The 18,121-nt window shown below is 60.7% G+C and carries 16 protein-coding genes; 12 read left to right on the top strand and 4 right to left on the bottom strand.

Annotation, left to right across the window (positions count from 1 at the left end; translation table 11 throughout):
* The first annotated feature begins 126 nt into the window (after window positions 1-126).
* Window positions 127-591, top strand: coding sequence for an Lrp/AsnC family transcriptional regulator (locus BLU71_RS20670; RefSeq protein WP_083353788.1), 465 nt, complete (start codon window positions 127-129; stop codon window positions 589-591).
* 120 nt (window positions 592-711) lie between these two features.
* Here BLU71_RS20670 and BLU71_RS20660 read toward each other — a convergent pair whose 3' ends face one another.
* Window positions 712-2,082, bottom strand: a complete 1,371-nt coding sequence (locus BLU71_RS20660; RefSeq protein WP_039757448.1) for an inorganic triphosphatase — start codon at window positions 2,080-2,082, stop codon at window positions 712-714.
* Window positions 2,083-2,238: 156 nt separating this feature from the next.
* Between BLU71_RS20660 and argE the strand changes: the two genes are divergently transcribed.
* Window positions 2,239-3,396 (top strand): acetylornithine deacetylase, encoded by a 1,158-nt coding sequence (gene argE / locus BLU71_RS20655; RefSeq protein WP_042607066.1) that lies wholly within the window; start codon window positions 2,239-2,241, stop codon window positions 3,394-3,396.
* Between the two features lie 275 nt (window positions 3,397-3,671).
* The gene (argA, locus tag BLU71_RS20650; RefSeq protein ID WP_064364694.1) at window positions 3,672-4,973 is read left to right on the top strand and encodes an amino-acid N-acetyltransferase; all 1,302 of its coding nucleotides are present in this window, start codon (window positions 3,672-3,674) and stop codon (window positions 4,971-4,973) included.
* A gap of 99 nt (window positions 4,974-5,072) precedes the next feature.
* Here the strand turns inward: argA and tauA are convergent, their stop codons facing one another.
* Window positions 5,073-6,062, bottom strand: coding sequence for a taurine ABC transporter substrate-binding protein (gene tauA / locus BLU71_RS20645; RefSeq protein ID WP_123417769.1), 990 nt, complete (start codon window positions 6,060-6,062; stop codon window positions 5,073-5,075).
* Window positions 6,063-6,425: 363 nt separating this feature from the next.
* Here tauA and BLU71_RS20640 point away from each other — a divergent pair, with 363 nt between their 5' ends.
* From BLU71_RS20640 to BLU71_RS20605, 8 genes are all read left to right on the top strand, one after another.
* Window positions 6,426-7,769 carry an OprD family porin gene (locus BLU71_RS20640; protein WP_064364696.1) on the top strand — a complete coding sequence of 448 codons (1,344 nt, stop codon included), beginning with the start codon at window positions 6,426-6,428 and terminating at the stop codon, window positions 7,767-7,769.
* Between the two features lie 291 nt (window positions 7,770-8,060).
* Window positions 8,061-8,699: a peroxiredoxin gene (locus BLU71_RS20635; RefSeq protein ID WP_024014725.1), complete on the top strand. Its 639-nt coding sequence runs from the start codon at window positions 8,061-8,063 to the stop codon at window positions 8,697-8,699.
* A gap of 315 nt (window positions 8,700-9,014) precedes the next feature.
* On the top strand, window positions 9,015-9,608 hold the full coding sequence (ssuE, locus tag BLU71_RS20630) for an NADPH-dependent FMN reductase (protein ID WP_042607062.1): 594 nt from the start codon (window positions 9,015-9,017) through the stop codon (window positions 9,606-9,608).
* Window positions 9,609-9,697: 89 nt separating this feature from the next.
* Window positions 9,698-10,672 carry a sulfonate ABC transporter substrate-binding protein gene (locus BLU71_RS20625; RefSeq protein ID WP_065616325.1) on the top strand — a complete coding sequence of 325 codons (975 nt, stop codon included), beginning with the start codon at window positions 9,698-9,700 and terminating at the stop codon, window positions 10,670-10,672.
* Window positions 10,673-10,697: 25 nt separating this feature from the next.
* Window positions 10,698-11,846: an FMNH2-dependent alkanesulfonate monooxygenase gene (ssuD, locus tag BLU71_RS20620; RefSeq protein ID WP_016772653.1), complete on the top strand. Its 1,149-nt coding sequence runs from the start codon at window positions 10,698-10,700 to the stop codon at window positions 11,844-11,846.
* A 9-nt stretch (window positions 11,847-11,855) separates the two neighbouring features.
* Entirely contained in the window at window positions 11,856-12,638 is a 783-nt protein-coding gene (gene ssuC / locus BLU71_RS20615) for an aliphatic sulfonate ABC transporter permease SsuC (RefSeq protein WP_011336451.1), read from the top strand.
* Entirely contained in the window at window positions 12,635-13,441 is an 807-nt protein-coding gene (gene ssuB / locus BLU71_RS20610) for an aliphatic sulfonates ABC transporter ATP-binding protein (RefSeq protein WP_042607060.1), read from the top strand. Before ssuC ends, ssuB begins: the two co-directional genes overlap by 4 nt.
* Window positions 13,442-13,468: 27 nt before the next feature.
* Entirely contained in the window at window positions 13,469-13,684 is a 216-nt protein-coding gene (locus BLU71_RS20605; RefSeq protein ID WP_003229256.1) for a TOBE domain-containing protein, read from the top strand.
* Between the two features lie 161 nt (window positions 13,685-13,845).
* On the opposite strand, the gene BLU71_RS20600 is transcribed toward BLU71_RS20605, so the two are convergent.
* Both BLU71_RS20600 and BLU71_RS20595 read right to left on the bottom strand, forming a co-directional pair.
* Entirely contained in the window at window positions 13,846-14,478 is a 633-nt protein-coding gene (locus BLU71_RS20600; RefSeq protein ID WP_064364700.1) for a TetR/AcrR family transcriptional regulator, read from the bottom strand.
* 162 nt (window positions 14,479-14,640) lie between these two features.
* Window positions 14,641-16,017, bottom strand: coding sequence for a glutamine synthetase family protein (locus BLU71_RS20595; protein WP_039757469.1), 1,377 nt, complete (start codon window positions 16,015-16,017; stop codon window positions 14,641-14,643).
* 728 nt (window positions 16,018-16,745) lie between these two features.
* Here BLU71_RS20595 and BLU71_RS20590 point away from each other — a divergent pair.
* A complete protein-coding gene (locus tag BLU71_RS20590) occupies window positions 16,746-18,104 on the top strand; it encodes a glutamine synthetase family protein (RefSeq protein ID WP_042607058.1) in 1,359 nt (452 codons plus the stop codon).
* The last annotated feature ends 17 nt before the right edge of the window (window positions 18,105-18,121 follow it).

Raw genomic sequence — 18,121 nt, 5'->3', positions numbered from 1 at the left:
GGCGAGTCTCCAAAGGTGCTGGAGAAATTTTTACATTCGGCGCGGGGTATTTCTTGGCTATGATCGGCGCTTGACGGGATTTATCGAAATCGATGATTCGTGAAAGCTGATCTTTGAGGATTTTTTATGCACAGCGAGCTGGATGGCTACGATCGCAAGATTCTCGCCTTGCTGCAGCAAGACGCCTCGCTGTCGAGCGCGCAGGTCGCCGAGCAGGTGGGCCTGTCGCAATCGCCGTGCTGGCGGCGGATTCAGCGGATGAAGGAGGAGGGCATCATTCGCGGGCAGGTGACCTTGCTGGATCGCAAGAAGATCGGCCTGAACACGCAGATCTTCGCCGAGATCAAACTCAACGCCCACGGCCGGTCGAACTTCACCGAATTCACCGAGGCGATTCGCGGCTTTCCGGAAGTGCTGGAGTGTTACGTGCTGATGGGTGCCGTGGACTTCATGTTGCGCATCGTTGCGGCGGACATCGAGGCGTACGAGCGGTTCTTCTTCGAGAAGCTGTCGCTGGTGCCGGGGATACAGGAAGTGAATTCGATCGTGGCGCTGTCGGAGATCAAGTCCACCACCAGCCTCCCGGTCTGATAGCAATTGTGGCGAGGGAGCTTGCTCCCGCTGGAGGCCGGAGGACTCCCTGTTCCTGCGGACGCAGGTTTCGGGGCCGCTTCGCAGCCCAGCGGGAGCAAGCTCCCTCGCCACAACGTGTTACATGCGCAGGAGGATCTTCCAGGCGCGGTTCTGGTACACCGCAATCGCCTGATGCTTGCGTGCATCGAGCAGTTCGTCGGTGATGGTCGGCTCGTTGGCCAGTTGCGCCAGTTTGTTCAGCTCGCCGTAGAGGCGATCCATTTCCGGGATATCCAGCACGTTGCGTGCATGGTGCAGCCAGACCTGAATGCGCTCGATGCGCGGCAGTTGCTCGGCGAGATCTTCCGGCTGCTGCTGGTAGCGCTGCAACTGCAGAGCGGTGGCTTCTTCGCCCAGCAGACGCGGCAACCAGCTGTGCAGTTGCGCGTCACCCTGACGGTTGCCGCGAGTGTTGCGGTCGGCGGTCCAGGTACGGGCCAGCAGCCAGCGCGAGGCGTTCAGCGAGAACTGACCCCAGCGTGGGTCTTCCAGCTCTTCGAGGAACTGCTCAGGCGCGGCTTTGCGCACGTCTTCGTCTTCGATGCCGACCTGCACCAGCGGGCGCCAGTCTTCCAGCAAGGCATCAAGGGCGACGCGCAGGTCGTGGGTCGACTGACGCGGTGCCGCTTGACCGAGGCTGCTGAGCAGGGCGCGCATTTCCGCGAGGTTCTCGACCCAGTCCTGCAGCAGGCGCCAGTGGCCGTTGAAGCGATATTGTTCGGCCAGACGCTGGCTGCTGCCGAGCAGGTGCCAGCTCAGCGCGGCGAAGGCGTCGTCGAGACGGGTTTCGGTGGTCAGCTGCGGCGCTGGCAGGCTCAGCGAGTAGCTGTTGGCGTCGTGCAGGCGATAACCGCGCTCGGCCTTGCTGATGTCGCACGGCATCAGTGCCAGGGTCTCTGCCAGTTCAGCAGCCAGTTCCAACAGCGCGGCGGGCTCGCCTTCGCGCAGCTCCAGTTCCAGTTCGCAGATCTCTTCCTTCTGCTTGCCGACCACCACGTGACCGAGATCCAGCGCCGCCTCGATAACGACTTTGGTCTTGCCACGGCCCCAGGCGATTTCGGCGCGCTCGCGGACGAAATCAGTGGTAAAGATCGGCTTGAGGGTTTTCTTGTCCAGCTCGGCCAGCGCCTCGGGCCAGCATTCGCCGTCGAGTTTCTTCACGTCGAGTTTGGCTTTCGGCAGTTTCCAGTCGTACTCGTTACGCTCGGACAGACCGGCGACGCTCTGGCCACGGGTCTTGAGGGTCTGAATCACTTCGTCACCGTCCTTGCGCAGGCGCAGGGCGACTTTGGCCTGGGCCAGATCGCGCTCGGGGGTGTCGAAATACTGGTTCATCAACTCACGGCGTTCCCAGCCACTTTTGTTGCGTTTCTTCAGCAGCGGGTGCTCGCGCAGGGCAGCGAGGGTTTCGCGGCTGACGCGGAGTTTGATTTCGGTTTCTTTTTGCATGGCCGGAACATCCAGAATCGGGAGCGCAGCCGGGGGAATGTGTGGCTGCCAAGGCCGTGCAGTGTACAGGAGTCAAACTTCCTACGCCCTGCGGCGGTTTATTCCGCGCGCCGGATGGTTCTATAGTGGGCCTCAATCCGGGACCTGGAGTCAGTGATGCCATTGCCGTCCATGCAAGACCAGTTCGCCGCGCTGATTGCCGCGCCATCGGTCAGCTGTACCCAACCGAGCCTCGATCAATCCAACCGCGCCGTCATCGATCTGCTGGCGGGTTGGCTGGGTGACCTGGGTTTCAGCTGCGATATCCAGCAGGTCAGCCCCGGCAAATTCAATCTGCTCGCCAGTTTTGGCAGTGGTCCCGGCGGCCTGGTGCTGGCCGGGCACAGCGACACGGTGCCCTACGATGACGCGTTGTGGCAGACCGACCCGCTGAAGCTCACCGAAGTCGATGGCCGCTGGGTAGGGCTGGGCAGTTGCGACATGAAGGGCTTCTTTGCGCTGATCATCGAAGCCGTGCAGCCGCTGCTCGAGCAACCGTTCAAACAACCGCTGCTGATTCTCGCCACCTGCGACGAAGAAAGCTCAATGTCCGGCGCCCGCGCGCTGGCCGAGGCCGGGCAACCGCTGGGCCGCGCGGCGGTGATCGGCGAGCCGACCGGGCTCAAGCCGATCCGCATGCACAAGGGCATCATGATGGAGCGCATCGACATCCTCGGGCAGAGCGGTCACTCCTCGGATCCGCGGCTGGGCCACAGCGCCCTTGAAGCGATGCACGATGCCATCGGCGAACTGCGCGGCCTGCGCTTGTTGTGGCAGCGCGAATTCAGCAATCCACAGTTCAGCGTGCCGCAACCTACGATGAACTTCGGTTGCATTCATGGCGGCGACAACCCCAATCGCATCTGCGGCCAGTGTTCGCTGGAATTCGACCTGCGGCCGCTGCCGGGCATGGACCCGAACGTGCTGCGCGCGGAAATCCTGCGCAAGCTCAACCCGGTGGCCGAGCGGCACAAGGTGAAAATCGATTACAAACCGCTGTTCCCGGAAGTGCCGCCGTTCGAGCAGGCCGAGGATGCCGAACTGGTGCGCATCGCCGAAAAGCTCACCGGTCATCGTGCCGAAGCAGTAGCGTTCGGCACCGAAGCGCCTTATCTTCAGCGCCTCGGCTGCGAAACCATTGTGCTTGGCCCCGGCGACATCGCCTGCGCGCATCAACCGGGCGAGTACCTTGAAATGTCACGTTTGCAGCCTACCGTGCATCTGATTCGGCAGTTGATTGAACATTACTGCCTGAGCCCGGACAAACTTGTGTGAGTGAATGCTGTACCTGTAGGAGTGAGCCTGCTCGCGATAGCGGTGAGTCAGTCACCGAAGATATTGACTGAAATTCCGCTATCGCGAGCAGGCTCACTCCTACAGGGGAGTTGTGTTTTGTCTGACCGAACCCGCTAAATTGCCTGCACCCCAACCCGTATTCATGAGGAGAGCGCGCGTGTCGCCAAGCCTGTTCCGACGATAACCATCAGCCCGCTGTGCGTTTTTCGTTTCGCCCCTTTTTTTCGGCTGCTCTTTATTACAGGCCCAGGTTCATGCCCGAATACGTCAATTGGCTCCGCCACGCGTCTCCCTACATCAATGCCCACCGCGATTGCACCTTCGTCGTCATGCTTCCCGGCGACGGCGTAGAGCATCCGAATTTCGGCAATATCGTCCACGACCTGGTCTTGCTGCACAGCCTCGGCGTGCGTCTGGTGCTGGTGCACGGTTCGCGCCCGCAGATCGAAACCCGCCTCGCCGCCCGTGGCCTGACCCCGCATTACCATCACGGCATGCGCATCACCGATGCCGCGACTCTGGAATGTGTGATCGATGCGGTTGGCCATTTGCGTATCGCCATCGAAGCGCGGCTGTCGATGGACATGGCCTCTTCGCCGATGCAGGGCTCACGCTTGCGCGTGGCCAGCGGCAACCTCGTCACGGCGCGGCCGATCGGCGTGCTGGAAGGCGTTGACTATCACCACACCGGCGAAGTGCGTCGGGTCGACCGCAAGGGCATCAACCGCCTGCTCGACGAGCGTTCGATCGTGCTGCTGTCGCCGTTGGGCTACTCGCCGACCGGCGAAATCTTCAACCTTGCTTGCGAAGACGTCGCCACCCGCGCCGCGATTGATCTGGGCGCGGACAAGCTGCTGTTGTTCGGCGCCGAGCTCGGCCTGATCGACGAGAACGGCAAACTGGTGCGCGAACTGCGCCCGCAACAGGTGCCGGCGCATCTGCAGCGCCTGGGCATGAGCAACTATCAAGCGGAGTTGCTCGATGCCGCCGCCGAGGCCTGCCGTGGCGGAGTGGCGCGCAGCCATATCGTCAGTTACGCCGAAGACGGCGCGCTGCTGACCGAACTGTTCACCCGTGACGGTGGCGGTACGCTGGTCGCGCAAGAGCAATTCGAGCTGGTGCGCGAGGCGGCGATTGAAGACGTCGGTGGCCTGCTCGACCTGATCAGTCCACTGGAAGAGCAGGGCATTCTGGTGCGCCGTTCGCGTGAAGTGCTGGAGCGCGAGATCGAGCAGTTCAGCGTGGTCGAGCGTGAAGGGATGATCATTGCTTGTGCGGCGCTGTATCAGATTGCCGATTCCGATGCGGGCGAGCTGGCGTGTCTGGCGGTGAATCCGGAATACCGCCATGGCGGCCGCGGCGACGAATTGCTTGAGCGCATCGAAACCCGGGCGCGGGCGCAGGGTTTGAAAACCCTGTTCGTGCTCACCACCCGCACCGCGCACTGGTTCCGTGAGCGCGGGTTCGAGCCGAGCAGCGTCGAACGCCTGCCAGCGGCGCGGGCGTCGCTGTACAACTATCAGCGCAATTCGAAGATTTTCGAAAAAACTCTGTAAAACCGTGTCGCTCCATTCGCGAGCAGGTCGAATCGTCGCACCGTCGCTCCCACAGGAAAGCGCATTCCAGTGTGGGAGCGAGCTTGCTCGCGAAGCTTTTTACTGGGTGATGAATTTCGCGCTGACGTAAGGCGAGTAATCCGGCAGCACCGTCTCGACCTTGCCCTGTTCTTTCAGGAATTTCGCCGTTTCAGCAATGGCCTTCGCGGTGCCGCCGTCCAGCAGCGCCGTGGTTTGCTGCGCTTTGGCATCCGGAAATGCCGAACCGGCCAGCAGTTCCGGCACATCCGCCGCGTTGGCACCAGTCAGTTTGGCGATTTTCTGCACAGGCACCGAGTCGGCTGTCCAGCTGTCCTTGTGCGCGGCGTAATCAGCGAAGGAGTCCAGGGTGACCTTGGCGAATTTCGCCACGACCTCGGGATGCTTCTCGGCAAAATCCTTGCGCGCGACCCACACCTCGAAGGTCGGCGCACCCCACTGGCCGACTTGTGCGGCGTCGGTCAGGGTCTTGCCGGTCTTGCGAATCTCGCCCAGCGCCGGAGACCAGACAAACGCCCCGTCAATGTCGCCACGCTTCCACGCGGCGGCGATTTCCGCCGGTTGCAGATTGACCACTTTGACTTGCGAAGTATTCAGGCCCCAGTGCTTCAGCGCCCCGAGGAGACTGTAGTGCGAGGTCGATACGAACGGCGTGGCGATGGTCTTGCCGACCAGATCCTGCGGCTTGTCGATGCCGCTGCCGTTGCGCACCACCAAAGCTTCGGCGGCGTTGATCTGCGCCGAAACGATGAACGCCACAATCGGCAGATTACGTGAGGCCGCCGCAGCCAAAGGGCTCGAGCCGAGGTTGCCGATCTGCACGTCGCCGGAGGCGATGGCTGTCACTACTTCCGGGCCGCTGTTGAAGCGCCGCCAGTCGATCTTCTCGCCAATGGTTTTTTCATAGACGCCGTCGGCCTGTGGCACTTTGCTGGGATCGATGCCGGTCTGGTAACCGACAGTCAGACCAGCGGCCTGTGCGGAAAAACAAAACAGTGCCGACACACAAACTGTAACAAATTGACTTGATAGTGCGCGTTTCGCCATGATGCGTCGCCTTTTCGATGGGATTTGACGTGTTGGGAGCGCGCCAAAGCTAATCGATCTAAAAAAAGGTCAACAAATACCATTTAGGAATGAGCTTAGGCGCCGATACGCTGTTTCCCGGCGCGGATGGCCATTAATGGGCCATATACCCGAATGGTATGAAAAAGAATGAATAAATTCTTTTTGGGATTATCAGGAAGTCTTTACGCTGCAGGGACCAATCACTTGCGATTAGACGATGGTCGTAGACATACAAGGTTACGATTGACTTGGCAGTCACGGTCTGGCGCTAATCGCGAATCTTAGGATTCAGGGCAAATCGACCCCGAACCAGGAACACAAGAATTAGAACGAGAGGAGCGATACATGAACAAGTCCACCTTGGCCCTGGCTGTGGCCGTTGGGGTTATGGCGCAGCAGGCAGGCGCCGCCGGTTTCATCGAAGACAGCAAGGCTACTCTGGGTCTGCGCAACTTCTACATCAACACTGACAACCGTGACGGCGCTGGCGCCAACAAGAACGAAGAATGGGGCCAGGGCTTCGATCTGCGTTTCATCTCCGGTTACACCCAAGGCACCGTAGGTTTCGGTCTCGACGCCATCGGCCTGCTGGGCATCCGTCTTGATTCGGGCGGCGGCACCAACGGCAACAGCGGTACCGCTTACGGCGGCACCGTGTTCCCGAGCGAGTCCAACGGCAAGGCCGTGGACAACTTCTCCAGCCTGGGCCTGACTGCCAAAGCCAAGATCTCCCAGACTGAACTGAAGCTCGGTACCCTGCAGCCAAAACTGCCGGTGATCGTGACTAACGACGGTCGTCTGCTGCCACAAACCTGGCAGGGTGGCCAGATCACTTCCGGCGAGATCAAGGACCTGACCCTGGTCGGCGGTCAGATCGAAGCGGTAAAAGGTCGTAACTCCAGCAACAACGAAAACCTCTCGATCGGTGGTGCCAACTCCCGTGGCACGGCTTTCCGTGACAGCAACAAGTTCATCTACGCCGGCGGTGACTACAAGATCACCAAAGACCTGACTGCCCAGTACTACTACGGCAACCTGGAAGATTTCTACAAGCAGCACTTCCTCGGTCTGGTGCACAACTGGTCGATCGGCCCGGGCGTGTTGAAATCCGATCTGCGTTACTTCAACAGTTCCGATGACGGCAAGAACGGTACTGACTCGGCTTACTACAGCTCGGGTAACTACACCGGTTTCCGTAACGGCCGTGGTGAAGTCGACAACAACCTGTACAGCGGCCTGTTCCTGTACACCGTTGCCGGTCACACCTTCGGTGGCGGTTACCAGGTTTCCAACGGCAGCAGCGACTTCCCTTGGCTGAACCAGGGTGACGGTTCGTCGAACTACACCATCACCGACATGCAGATCCAGAAGTTCGGCCGCGCCGGTGAGAAAACCTGGCAGGCTCGCTACTCCTATGACTTCGCCAAGGTCGGCGTACCTGGCCTGACGGCGGGTGTGGTCTACCTCAAAGGCGACAGCATCGACACCGTTGGTACCAACGGCCGTGAAAACGCTTCGAACCGCTCCGAGTGGGAACGCGACTTCACCATCGGTTACGTAGTACCGGAAGGCCCGTTCAAGAACGTCGGCCTGATGTGGAAAAACGCTGTATGGCGCACCGACCTGCCGAACACCCGTTCGCAGGACGAAAACCGCCTGATCGTCAGCTACTCGATCCCGCTGCTGTAATCACGCGGCTCGATTCGCAGACAAAAAAAGCCCCGTCCGGCATCGCGCCGGACGGGGCTTTTGCGTTTCGAGTCAGGCTCACCCCCGTAAGCCCTTCTCGATTCCCTCTTTGCTGCAACTCAAGGCCTTCTCGAACCTTGCGTGCGATGTTCGTCGCGATGCGGGCCAGTGTCCAATGAACAGATGTTTAATATTCATTAATGATCTAGATATCTAGTTATTTATTCTTTTTCACGCTGATCGATCCCGAGCTACAGTTGTTGTCTCCCATCCCTCATCAGGAGCAGCACCATGAGCCTCAGACTCGGCGACATCGCCCCCGATTTCGAACAGGATTCCAGCGCCGGCAAGATTCGTTTCCACGAATGGCTGGGCGATAGCTGGGGCGTGCTGTTTTCCCATCCAGCGGATTTCACCCCGGTGTGCACCACCGAGCTGGGTTTCACCGCCAAGCTCAAGGATGAATTCAGCCAGCGCGGCGTAAAAGCCATCGCGCTGTCGGTCGACCCGGTGGACTCACACCACAAGTGGATCGAAGACATCAACGAAACCCAGAACACTATCGTCAATTTCCCGATCCTCGCCGATGCCGATCGCAAGGTCTCCGATCTCTACGATCTGATCCACCCGAATGCCAACGACACCCTGACCGTGCGTTCACTGTTCGTGATCGACCCGAACAAGAAGATCCGCCTGACCATCACCTATCCGGCAAGCACCGGGCGCAACTTCCACGAGATCCTGCGGGTGATCGACTCGCTGCAGCTCACCGACAACTACAAGGTGGCCACCCCGGCCAACTGGCAGGACGGTGAAGAAGTGGTGATTGTGCCGTCGCTCAAGGACGAAGACGAGATCAAGCAGCGCTTCCCGAAAGGCTATCGCGCGGTGAAGCCTTACCTGCGCCTGACGCCGCAACCCAACAAGTGATTTCTGCGGAGTAGCCGCTGGCGCCATCGCGAGCAGGCTCACTCCTACATTTGGAATGCGTTTCCCTGTAGGAGTGAGCCTGCTCGCGAAGGCGCCAGCCCAGGCAACCGAGAATCCGGAACCACAAAGCAGGGGATTTCCGGCCGTTTCGACGGCCTTTTTTTTCGCCTGGATTCTGCTTGGCGCTATATCTCTTAAACGCATAACCAAATGAATAAATATGATTTATGGATATATAAATCAGCTGGTAAGGTCACTGCCATTGAAGCGAGATCGCAGCCTGCGAATCGCCTGTAACGCTTAAAGGAATCTGCAATGCTGGTCGTCTCACTCGGTGGCAGCCCCAGCCTGCGCTCCCGTTCCGGGGTGCTGCTGGAGCGTTCGCAACGCTGGTTGCAACAGCAAGGGGTGGAAGTGGTGAGTTATCAGGTACGGGACTTCCCGGCCGAGGATCTGCTCCATGCCCGCTTCGACAGCCCGAAGGTCCTCGACCTGCTGCAACAGATTGAAAACGCTGATGGCCTGCTGATCGCCACCCCGGTGTACAAGGCCTCGTTTTCCGGAGCGCTGAAGACCCTGCTGGATCTGCTCCCCGAGCGTGCCCTGAACCACAAGATTGTCTTGCCGATGGCCACCGGCGGCAGCATCGCCCACATGCTGGTGGTCGATTACGCCCTCAAGCCTGTGCTGTCGGCACTCAAAGCCCAGGAAATGCTCCAGGGCATTTTCGCCGAGGACAGCCAGATCGCTTACGGCGAAGGCAGTGCCGCCGCGCAACTGGCGCCGGCCCTGGAGCAACGCTTGCACGAGGCGCTGGACCAGTTCATCGGCGCCATGGCGCGTCGGCCGAAACCGCTGGAGCCGGGCCTGTTGAACGAACGTTTGTTGAGTGCTCGCTGGAGCATTTAAGCCTCACCGGAATTTGAAGTACTGGCCTTACTCGCCCGCCAACGGGCAAGCAGGTGCAGCCAAAACCCAACAGCAAAAAGGAGAGCGCTATGCGCACTGTATTTTTGCGTCGTGGTCTGGTCGCTCTGTTTGCTGCGGCTGTGTCCTTCGGCGCCATCACTCAAGCTCAAGCCGAGACATTGCGGATCGGTTATCAGAAGTACGGCACGCTGGTGCTGCTCAAAGCCAAAGGCACCCTGGAAAAACGTCTGGCGGCGCAAGGCGTCGACGTGCAATGGACCGAATTCCCCGGCGGCCCACAACTGCTGGAAGGCCTCAACGTCGGCTCGATCGACTTTGGCGTGACCGGCGAAACCCCACCGGTTTTCGCTCAGGCTGCCGGCGCTGATCTGCTCTACGTCGCCTACGAACCGCCAGCGCCGAACAGCGAAGCGATCCTCGTGCCGAAGGACTCGCCGATCAAATCCGTGGCCGATCTCAAGGGCAAGAAAGTCGCCCTGAACAAAGGCTCGAACGTCCACTACCTGCTGGTGCGTGCGCTGGAAGACGCCGGCCTCAAGTACAGCGACATTCAAACGGTGTTCCTGCCACCGGCCGATGCCCGCGCTGCGTTCGAGCGTGGCAGTGTCGACGCCTGGGTCATCTGGGACCCGTACCAGGCCGCTGCCGAGCAACAACTGCAAGCGCACACCCTGCGCGACGGCAAAGGCATCGTCGACAACCACCAGTTCTATCTGGCGACCAAACCCTACGCGCAGAAAAATCCCGAGGTGATCAAGACCCTCGTCGAAGAAGTGCGCGCGGTTGGTGAATGGTCCAAAGCCAATCCTGAAGACGTGACCCAGCAGGTCGCGCCGCTGCTCGGCCTGCCGGCGGACATCACCCTGACCTCGGTGAAACGCCAGGGCTATGGCGCGCTGTTCCTGACCCCGGAAGTGGTCGCCGCGCAACAGAAAATCGCCGACACGTTCTTCCAGCTCAAGCTGATTCCCAAGCCGTTGAGCATCAAGGATGTGATCTGGACCCCGCCGGCCGCTGTGGCCCAAAGCTCACAAGCCCAGTAATTCGAATCTACAAGGAGACCACTCCATGAGCCTCAATATCTTCTGGTTCCTGCCTACCCACGGCGACGGCCATTACCTTGGCACCGCCGAAGGCGCCCGCGCGGTTGATCACGGTTATCTGCAACAGGTCGCGCAAGCGGCGGATCGTCTGGGCTTTGGCGGGGTGCTGATTCCCACCGGGCGTTCCTGCGAAGACTCATGGCTGGTCGCGGCCTCGCTGATTCCGGTGACCCAGCGTCTGAAATTCCTCGTCGCCCTGCGCCCCGGGATCATTTCCCCGACGGTCGCGGCGCGCCAGGCAGCCACGCTCGATCGTTTGTCCGGCGGGCGTGCGCTGTTCAATCTGGTCACCGGTGGTGACCCGGAAGAACTGGCCGGTGACGGGCTGTTCCTCAACCATGAAGAACGCTATCAGGCCTCGGTGGAATTCACCCGCATCTGGCGCCGCGTGCTGGAAGGCGAAACCGTCGATTATGACGGCGAGCACATCAGCGTGAAGGGCGCCAAGCTGCTCTATCCGCCGATCCAGCAACCGCGTCCGCCGCTGTATTTCGGCGGTTCCTCGGAAGCGGCGCAGGATCTGGCCGCCGAGCAAGTGGAGATGGTTCTGACCTGGGGCGAGCCGCCAGCAGCGGTGGCCGAGAAGATTGCCCAGGTTCGCGCCAAGGCCGCCAAGCTCGGGCGCACCGTGCGCTTCGGCATTCGTCTGCATGTGATCGTGCGTGAAACCAACGCCGAAGCCTGGCAAGCGGCGGATCGCCTGATCTCGCATCTGGACGACGACACCATCCAGCGTGCTCAGGCCTCGCTGGCGCGCTTCGATTCGGTCGGCCAGCAACGCATGGCCGCGCTGCACGGTGGCAGCCGCGACAACCTCGAAGTCAGCCCGAACCTCTGGGCCGGCGTCGGTCTGGTGCGCGGCGGTGCCGGAACCGCGCTGGTCGGTGACGGCCCGACCGTGGCGGCGCGGGTCAAGGAATACGCGGATCTGGGCATCGACACCTTCATCTTCTCCGGTTATCCACACCTCGAAGAATCGTATCGGGTGGCCGAGCTGCTGTTCCCACACCTCGACGTCGAGCGCCCGGAACTGCCGAAAAGCGCCGGTTATGTCAGCCCGTTCGGTGAGATGGTCGCCAACGACATCCTGCCCAAAGCCGCGTCGCAGAGCTGAGGCGCGGCCATGAAGAAATTTATCCACAGCCTCGCGCCTTGGGCGTTGCCGGTGTTGCTGCTGGCGGTGTGGCAGTTGTCGGTGTCGGCGGGCTGGTTGTCGACGCGGATTCTGCCGGCGCCGGTGGCGGTGATCGAGGCCGGCGTCAGTCTGGTACGCAGCGGCGAGATCTGGACGCACCTGGCGATCAGCGGCTGGCGCGCGGCACTCGGTTTCACCATTGGCGGCAGCATCGGCCTGGTATTGGGTTTCATCACCGGTCTGTCGAAGTGGGGCGAACGCCTGCTCGACTCCTCGGTGCAGATGATCCGCAACGTGCCGCATCTGGCGCTGATTCCGCTGGTGATCCTGTGGTTCGGCATCGATGAGTCGGCGAAGATTTTTCTGGTGGCGCTGGGCACGTTGTTCCCGATCTACCTCAACACGTATCACGGCATCCGTAACGTCGACCCGGCGCTGGTGGAGATGGCGCGCAGTTATGGTCTGAGCGGTTTCAGTCTGTTCTGGCAGGTGATTCTGCCGGGCGCGTTGCCGTCGATTCTGGTTGGCGTGCGCTTCGCTTTGGGCTTTATGTGGCTGACGCTGATCGTCGCCGAAACCATCTCGGCCAGCTCCGGTATCGGCTATCTGGCGATGAACGCCCGCGAGTTCCTGCAGACCGATGTGGTGGTGCTGGCGATCCTGCTTTACGCGGTGCTGGGCAAACTTGCCGACCTCGCCGCCCGTGGACTTGAGCGTGTGTGGCTGCGCTGGCACCCGGCCTATCAGGTTGCCAAGGGAGGTGCGGCATGACCGCTCAACAACCTCCACGCCTGCTGCGCGGGATTCCACTGGCGGTGCGCAACCTGCAAAAAACCTTCGGCGCGCGCCAGGTGCTGCGCGACATCGATCTGCACATTCCGGCGGGGCAATTCGTCGCCGTGGTCGGGCGTAGCGGTTGTGGCAAGAGCACGTTTTTGCGCTTGCTCGCCGGCCTCGACCAGCCGACTGGCGGCGAGCTGCTCGCCGGCTCCGCGCCGCTCAGCCAGGCGCGCGACGACACGCGATTGATGTTCCAGGAAGCGCGACTGCTGCCGTGGAAAAGGATCATCGACAACGTCGGACTCGGGCTTAAAGGCAACTGGCGTCCGAAGGCTCTTGAAGCATTGGACGCGGTTGGCCTGGCAGATCGCGCCAATGAATGGCCGGCGGCGTTGTCGGGTGGGCAGAAGCAGCGGGTTGCACTGGCCCGCGCACTGATCCATCAGCCGCGTCTGCTGCTGCTCGACGAACCGCTCGGTGCACTGGATGCGCTGACCCGTATCGAGATGCAGCAACTGATCGAACGGCTCTGGCAGCAACACGGTTTCACCGTGCTGCTGGTGACCCACGACGTCAGTGAAGCGGTGGCGATTGCCGATCGGGTGATCCTGATCGAGGACGGCGAAGTCGGCCTCGACCTGCACGTCGAGCTGCCGCGCCCTCGGGTGCGCGGCTCGCATCGCCTCGCCGCGCTGGAAACCGAAGTGCTCAACCGTGTTCTGTCCCTGCCCGGTGAACCGCCGGCGCCGGAACCCGTTTCACCCCTGCCTACGCAATTGCGTTGGGCGCAATAACTCAAGCAAACGACAGGAATCAATGCCATGACTATCAAAGCCATCAACGTGCGCAACCAGTTCAAAGGCTCGATCAAGGAAATCGTCCTCGGCGACGTGCTGTCGGAAATCGACGTGCAGACCGCTTCGGGCATCGTCACTTCGGTGATCACCACCCGTTCGGTCAAGGAGCTGGAACTGGTGGTCGGCAGCGAGGTGATCGCCTTTGTGAAATCCACCGAGGTGTCGATCGCCAAGTTGTAAGCCGGTGAACAAAAAACAACCCCGGAGGGTGTGAGCCCTTCGGGGTTTTTTGTGCCTGGCTTGAAATCGGCGGCGCGACTTTCGCGAGCAGGCTCGCTCCCACAGGGGAGCGCATTTCAAATGTGGGAGCGAGCCTGCTCGCGAAGGGGTCGGTGCATGCGCTAGGGATGCCTCTTCGGCAGGTACGTCGGTAGATACAGGCCGATATAGGCATCAAACACGCGCATCCCTTCCTCGGCCATGCGCGGGGTGATCTGCCCGTGCTGCTGCACCGAGCGAGCATACACCCGGTCGCCCAGTTCCATGGCCAGGGCAAACACATCGACATCGTCCGGCAGTCTCGGCAACTCGAAATGCTGGTCGAACAATTTGTGCATCAGGTCGCCCAGTTCCAGATCGTGCTGGCGGTCAGCCTGGGTCACTTCGGTCAGGCCATGTTGCGCCAGAATCAATTGCCGTGCGGCGGCATCCTGATCGTAGATCTCGAGCATGCGCTGTTCGACCAGTCGCGACAGATCTCGCCAGTCGCGCAAAGCATCATGATCGATCGGCGCTTGCAGGCAGGCGCGGAAGGCCGCGTGGACATCGGCGGTCAGCGCTTCGAGCAGCGCCGGGACGCTGGCGAAAAAGTGATACACGGAAGAGGGCGGAATCTGCGCGCGCTCGGCGACGCTGTAGATCGACAGGCTGGCCACGCCCTCGGCGGCGAGCAGCGTGCGCGCGGCGTCGAGTATCGAATCGATCCGCGCCTGACTGCGGGCACGGGGTTTGCGAACGGTGGCGGGACGCGTCATGGAAGTCTCCTGCGGGGCAGCGGGCATTGTACGCGGAGCGCCCATCCCGAATGCAATACGATCCCTGTGGCGAGCTCCCTCGCCACAAAGGGAAAGCAATCAGGCATAAAAAAGCGCTGCCGGCTGAAATAGCCGGCAGCGCTTTTTATTACCGCAAACGGTTTAAACGGTATGCAGATACCAGTTGTACTCAAGGTCGGAGATGGAGTGTTCAAACTCCTCCAGCTCGCTTTCCTTGCAGGCGACGAAGATATCGATGTACTTCGGATCGATGTACTTGGCCATCACCTCACTGTCGTCCAGCTCGCGCAGGGCATCGCGCAAGTTGTTCGGCAGGCTCTGTTCGTTCTGCTCGTAGCTGTTGCCTTCGACAGGTGCGCCCGGCTCGATCTGGTTGACCAGACCGTGGTGCACGCCGGCCAGTACCGAAGCCATCAGCAGGTACGGGTTGGCGTCGGCGCCGGCCACGCGGTGTTCGATACGCACGGCATCGGCCGAGCCGGTCGGTACGCGAATCGCCACAGTGCGGTTGTCCAGGCCCCAGCACGGCGAGTTCGGTACATAGAACTGCGCGCCGAAGCGACGATACGAGTTGACGTTCGGGCAGAGGAAAGCCATCTGCGCCGGCAGGGTCTCGAGCACACCGCCGATCGCGTGACGCAGCGCGGCGTTCTGCTCGGGATCCTCGCTGGCAAAAATGTTTTTGCCGGCTTTGTCCAGAATCGAAATATGTACGTGCAGACCGTTGCCCGCCTGGCCCGGATACGGCTTGGCCATGAAAGTGGTGTCCATTTCATGGTCGTAGGCGATGTTCTTGATCAGACGCTTGAGCAGCACTGCGTAGTCGCAGGCCTTGATCGGGTCGGCGACGTGGTGCAGGTTCACTTCGAACTGCGCCGGGGCACTTTCCTTGACGATCGCATCGGCCGGGATGCCTTGCTCTTTGGCGCCTTCGAGAATGTCCTGGAGGCAGTCGACGTATTCGTCGAGGTCGTCGATCAGGTAGACCTGAGTCGAGTGCGGACGTTTGCCGGAGATCGGCGAGCGTGGCGGCTGCGGACGGCCGTTCACGTTTTCCTGATCGATCAGGTAGAACTCGAGTTCGAAGGCGGCGCAGATGGTCAGGCCGAGCTCGTCGAACTTGGTCACCACCTGACGCAACACTTCACGGGGATCGGCGAAGAACGGGTCGCCTTCGAGTTCGTGCATGGTCATCAACAGTTGCGCGGTAGGGCGCTTCTGCCATGGCTCGTTGCACAGGGTATCGGGGATCGGATAGCAGATGCGATCGGCGTCGCCGATGTCCAGGCCCAGACCGGTGCTTTCCACCGTGGAGCCGTTGATATCCAGAGCAAATAGAGAGGCCGGCAGGTTGATGCCTTTCTCGTAAACCTTGTGGAGGCTGGTGCGTTCGATGCGCTTGCCGCGCACCACACCATTCATATCCGCAATCAGAAGGTCAACGTACAGAACCTCAGGATGTTCCTTAAGGAACGCGTTCGCTTCGTTAAGCTGAACGGCACGCGGGGGTACCGACATGATGCAACACCTTTGTTGTTAAAAATATCAATCATTGATCTTTTCTGGTTTCAGTCAACCCGAACGGCCTGCCGAAGTCAAGCGAGGCCTTTTTTGCCCCGAAAAAGCGCTTGAAGGGCATTTATGGGGCACTTTGGGGCGTTTTTTCAAACCTTGAACGTTGCTCAACTGCGGGCTTGAGCAGGCCGTGTTGTATTTTTTACGGGGGTGTTGTGTAAAAAAATGAACAAGGCTAAGCTCCGGTCAAACCCATAACAGCAATAATACCGGGGTGCTTCATGTCTCGCCTGCCGTTAATCGGCATCACCGACTGCTCGCAACAGTCCGGTCTGCATGCTCATCACATCAGTGGCGATCAATCCGTCCGTAGCGCAGCCAGCAAGGCGCGCAGCCTGTCGACGAGACTCTCGTCAACAGTCGACGAAACGGCAGCGTCCGATATTCTGGACGTCGGACACAGCATCCGCTTTATGGCGTCCCCTTCCACTATAGAACTCTTTCCCTCTCAAAGCCCATGCCGCGCTCAGCGTCGTGCTGGTGATTCTGCACGTTTGCAAAGTGCACGGGAAATGCAACACCAGCGCAAAGGGCAGGTAAGCTCCTCTTTCATTGTCTATGCGCGGTGCCAGGCGTAAGCCGGCACTGCGCGAGCAAGCCCCCCTTAACGCGACGCCCCAAGCGTCAAAATTGCCTGACATCGCGTCAGGAGACTCAGCCCAGAGGCATTTATGAGTAACAACCTCGACCAGCTCACCGATTGGTTGAAAGACCGCAAGATCACAGAAGTCGAATGCATGATCGCTGACTTGACCGGGATCACCCGGGGCAAGATTTCGCCGACCAACAAGTTCATCGCCGAAAAAGGCATGCGGCTGCCGGAGAGCGTACTGTTGCAGACCGTGACCGGCGACTACGTCGAAGACGACATCTATTACGAACTGCTCGACCCGGCCGACATCGACATGATCTGCCGCCCCGACCAGAACGCGGTGTACCTGGTGCCGTGGGCCATCGAGCCGACCGCGCAGGTGATCCACGACACCTACGACAAGCAAGGCAACCCGATCGAGCTGTCGCCGCGCAACGTCCTCAAGAAAGTCCTGAAGCTGTATGCCGACAAGGGCTGGCAGCCGATCGTGGCGCCGGAAATGGAGTTCTACCTGACCAAGCGCAGCGACGACCCCGACTATCCGTTGCAGCCGCCGATCGGCCGCTCGGGCCGTCCGGAAATCGGTCGGCAGTCGTTCTCCATTGAGGCGGCCAACGAATTCGACCCGCTGTTCGAAGACGTCTACGACTGGTGCGAACTGCAGGAGCTGGACCTCGACACGCTGATCCACGAGGACGGCACGGCGCAGATGGAAATCAACTTCCGTCACGGCGACGCCCTGTCGCTGGCCGACCAGATTCTGGTGTTCAAGCGCACCATGCGTGAAGCCGCGCTCAAGCACGACGTGGCCGCGACGTTCATGGCCAAGCCAATGACCGGCGAGCCGGGCAGCGCCATGCACCTGCACCAGAGCATCATCGACATTCAGACTGGCAAGAACGTTTTCTCCAACGAAGACGGGACCATGAGCCAATTGTTCCTGCATCACATTGGTGGCCTGCAGAAACTGATCCCCGAGCTGTTGCCGTTGTTCGCGCCGAACGTCAACTCGTTCCGCCGCTTCCTCCCGGACACCTCGGCACCGGTGAACGTCGAGTGGGGCGAGGAGAACCGCACCGTCGGCCTGCGCGTACCGGATGCCGGCCCGCAGAACCGCCGCGTGGAAAACCGTCTGCCGGGCGCCGATGCCAACCCGTATCTGGCGATCGCCGCGAGCCTGCTCTGCGGCTACATCGGCATGGTCGAAGGCCTCAACCCGAGCGCGCCGGTGGTCGGTCGTGGTTACGAGCGCCGCAACCTGCGCCTGCCGCTGACCATCGAAGATGCGCTGGAGCGCATGGAGAACAGCAAGACCGTCGAAAAATACCTCGGCAAGACCTTCATCACCGGCTACGTCGCGGTCAAGCGGGCCGAGCATGAAAACTTCAAGCGCGTGATCAGTTCCTGGGAGCGTGAGTACCTGCTCTTCGCCGTCTGATACGCCGGGCGCGGCGG

Source organism: Pseudomonas moraviensis (assembly GCF_900105805.1).
GTDB lineage: Bacteria > Pseudomonadota > Gammaproteobacteria > Pseudomonadales > Pseudomonadaceae > Aquipseudomonas > Aquipseudomonas moraviensis_A.
The sequence above is the reverse complement of the archived record's forward strand: the minus strand, read 5'-3'. Positions and strand labels throughout refer to the sequence as shown.

Coding starts and splice junctions, on each gene's coding strand:
- BLU71_RS20670 (WP_083353788.1), top strand. CDS start 127: ATGCACAGCGAGCTGGATGGCTACGATCGCAAGATTCTCGCCTTGCTG.
- BLU71_RS20660 (WP_039757448.1), bottom strand. CDS start 2,082: ATGCAAAAAGAAACCGAAATCAAACTCCGCGTCAGCCGCGAAACCCTC.
- argE (WP_042607066.1), top strand. CDS start 2,239: ATGCCATTGCCGTCCATGCAAGACCAGTTCGCCGCGCTGATTGCCGCG.
- argA (WP_064364694.1), top strand. CDS start 3,672: ATGCCCGAATACGTCAATTGGCTCCGCCACGCGTCTCCCTACATCAAT.
- BLU71_RS20640 (WP_064364696.1), top strand. CDS start 6,426: ATGAACAAGTCCACCTTGGCCCTGGCTGTGGCCGTTGGGGTTATGGCG.
- BLU71_RS20635 (WP_024014725.1), top strand. CDS start 8,061: ATGAGCCTCAGACTCGGCGACATCGCCCCCGATTTCGAACAGGATTCC.
- ssuE (WP_042607062.1), top strand. CDS start 9,015: ATGCTGGTCGTCTCACTCGGTGGCAGCCCCAGCCTGCGCTCCCGTTCC.
- BLU71_RS20625 (WP_065616325.1), top strand. CDS start 9,698: ATGCGCACTGTATTTTTGCGTCGTGGTCTGGTCGCTCTGTTTGCTGCG.
- ssuD (WP_016772653.1), top strand. CDS start 10,698: ATGAGCCTCAATATCTTCTGGTTCCTGCCTACCCACGGCGACGGCCAT.
- ssuC (WP_011336451.1), top strand. CDS start 11,856: ATGAAGAAATTTATCCACAGCCTCGCGCCTTGGGCGTTGCCGGTGTTG.
- ssuB (WP_042607060.1), top strand. CDS start 12,635: ATGACCGCTCAACAACCTCCACGCCTGCTGCGCGGGATTCCACTGGCG.
- BLU71_RS20605 (WP_003229256.1), top strand. CDS start 13,469: ATGACTATCAAAGCCATCAACGTGCGCAACCAGTTCAAAGGCTCGATC.
- BLU71_RS20600 (WP_064364700.1), bottom strand. CDS start 14,478: ATGACGCGTCCCGCCACCGTTCGCAAACCCCGTGCCCGCAGTCAGGCG.
- BLU71_RS20595 (WP_039757469.1), bottom strand. CDS start 16,017: ATGTCGGTACCCCCGCGTGCCGTTCAGCTTAACGAAGCGAACGCGTTC.
- BLU71_RS20590 (WP_042607058.1), top strand. CDS start 16,746: ATGAGTAACAACCTCGACCAGCTCACCGATTGGTTGAAAGACCGCAAG.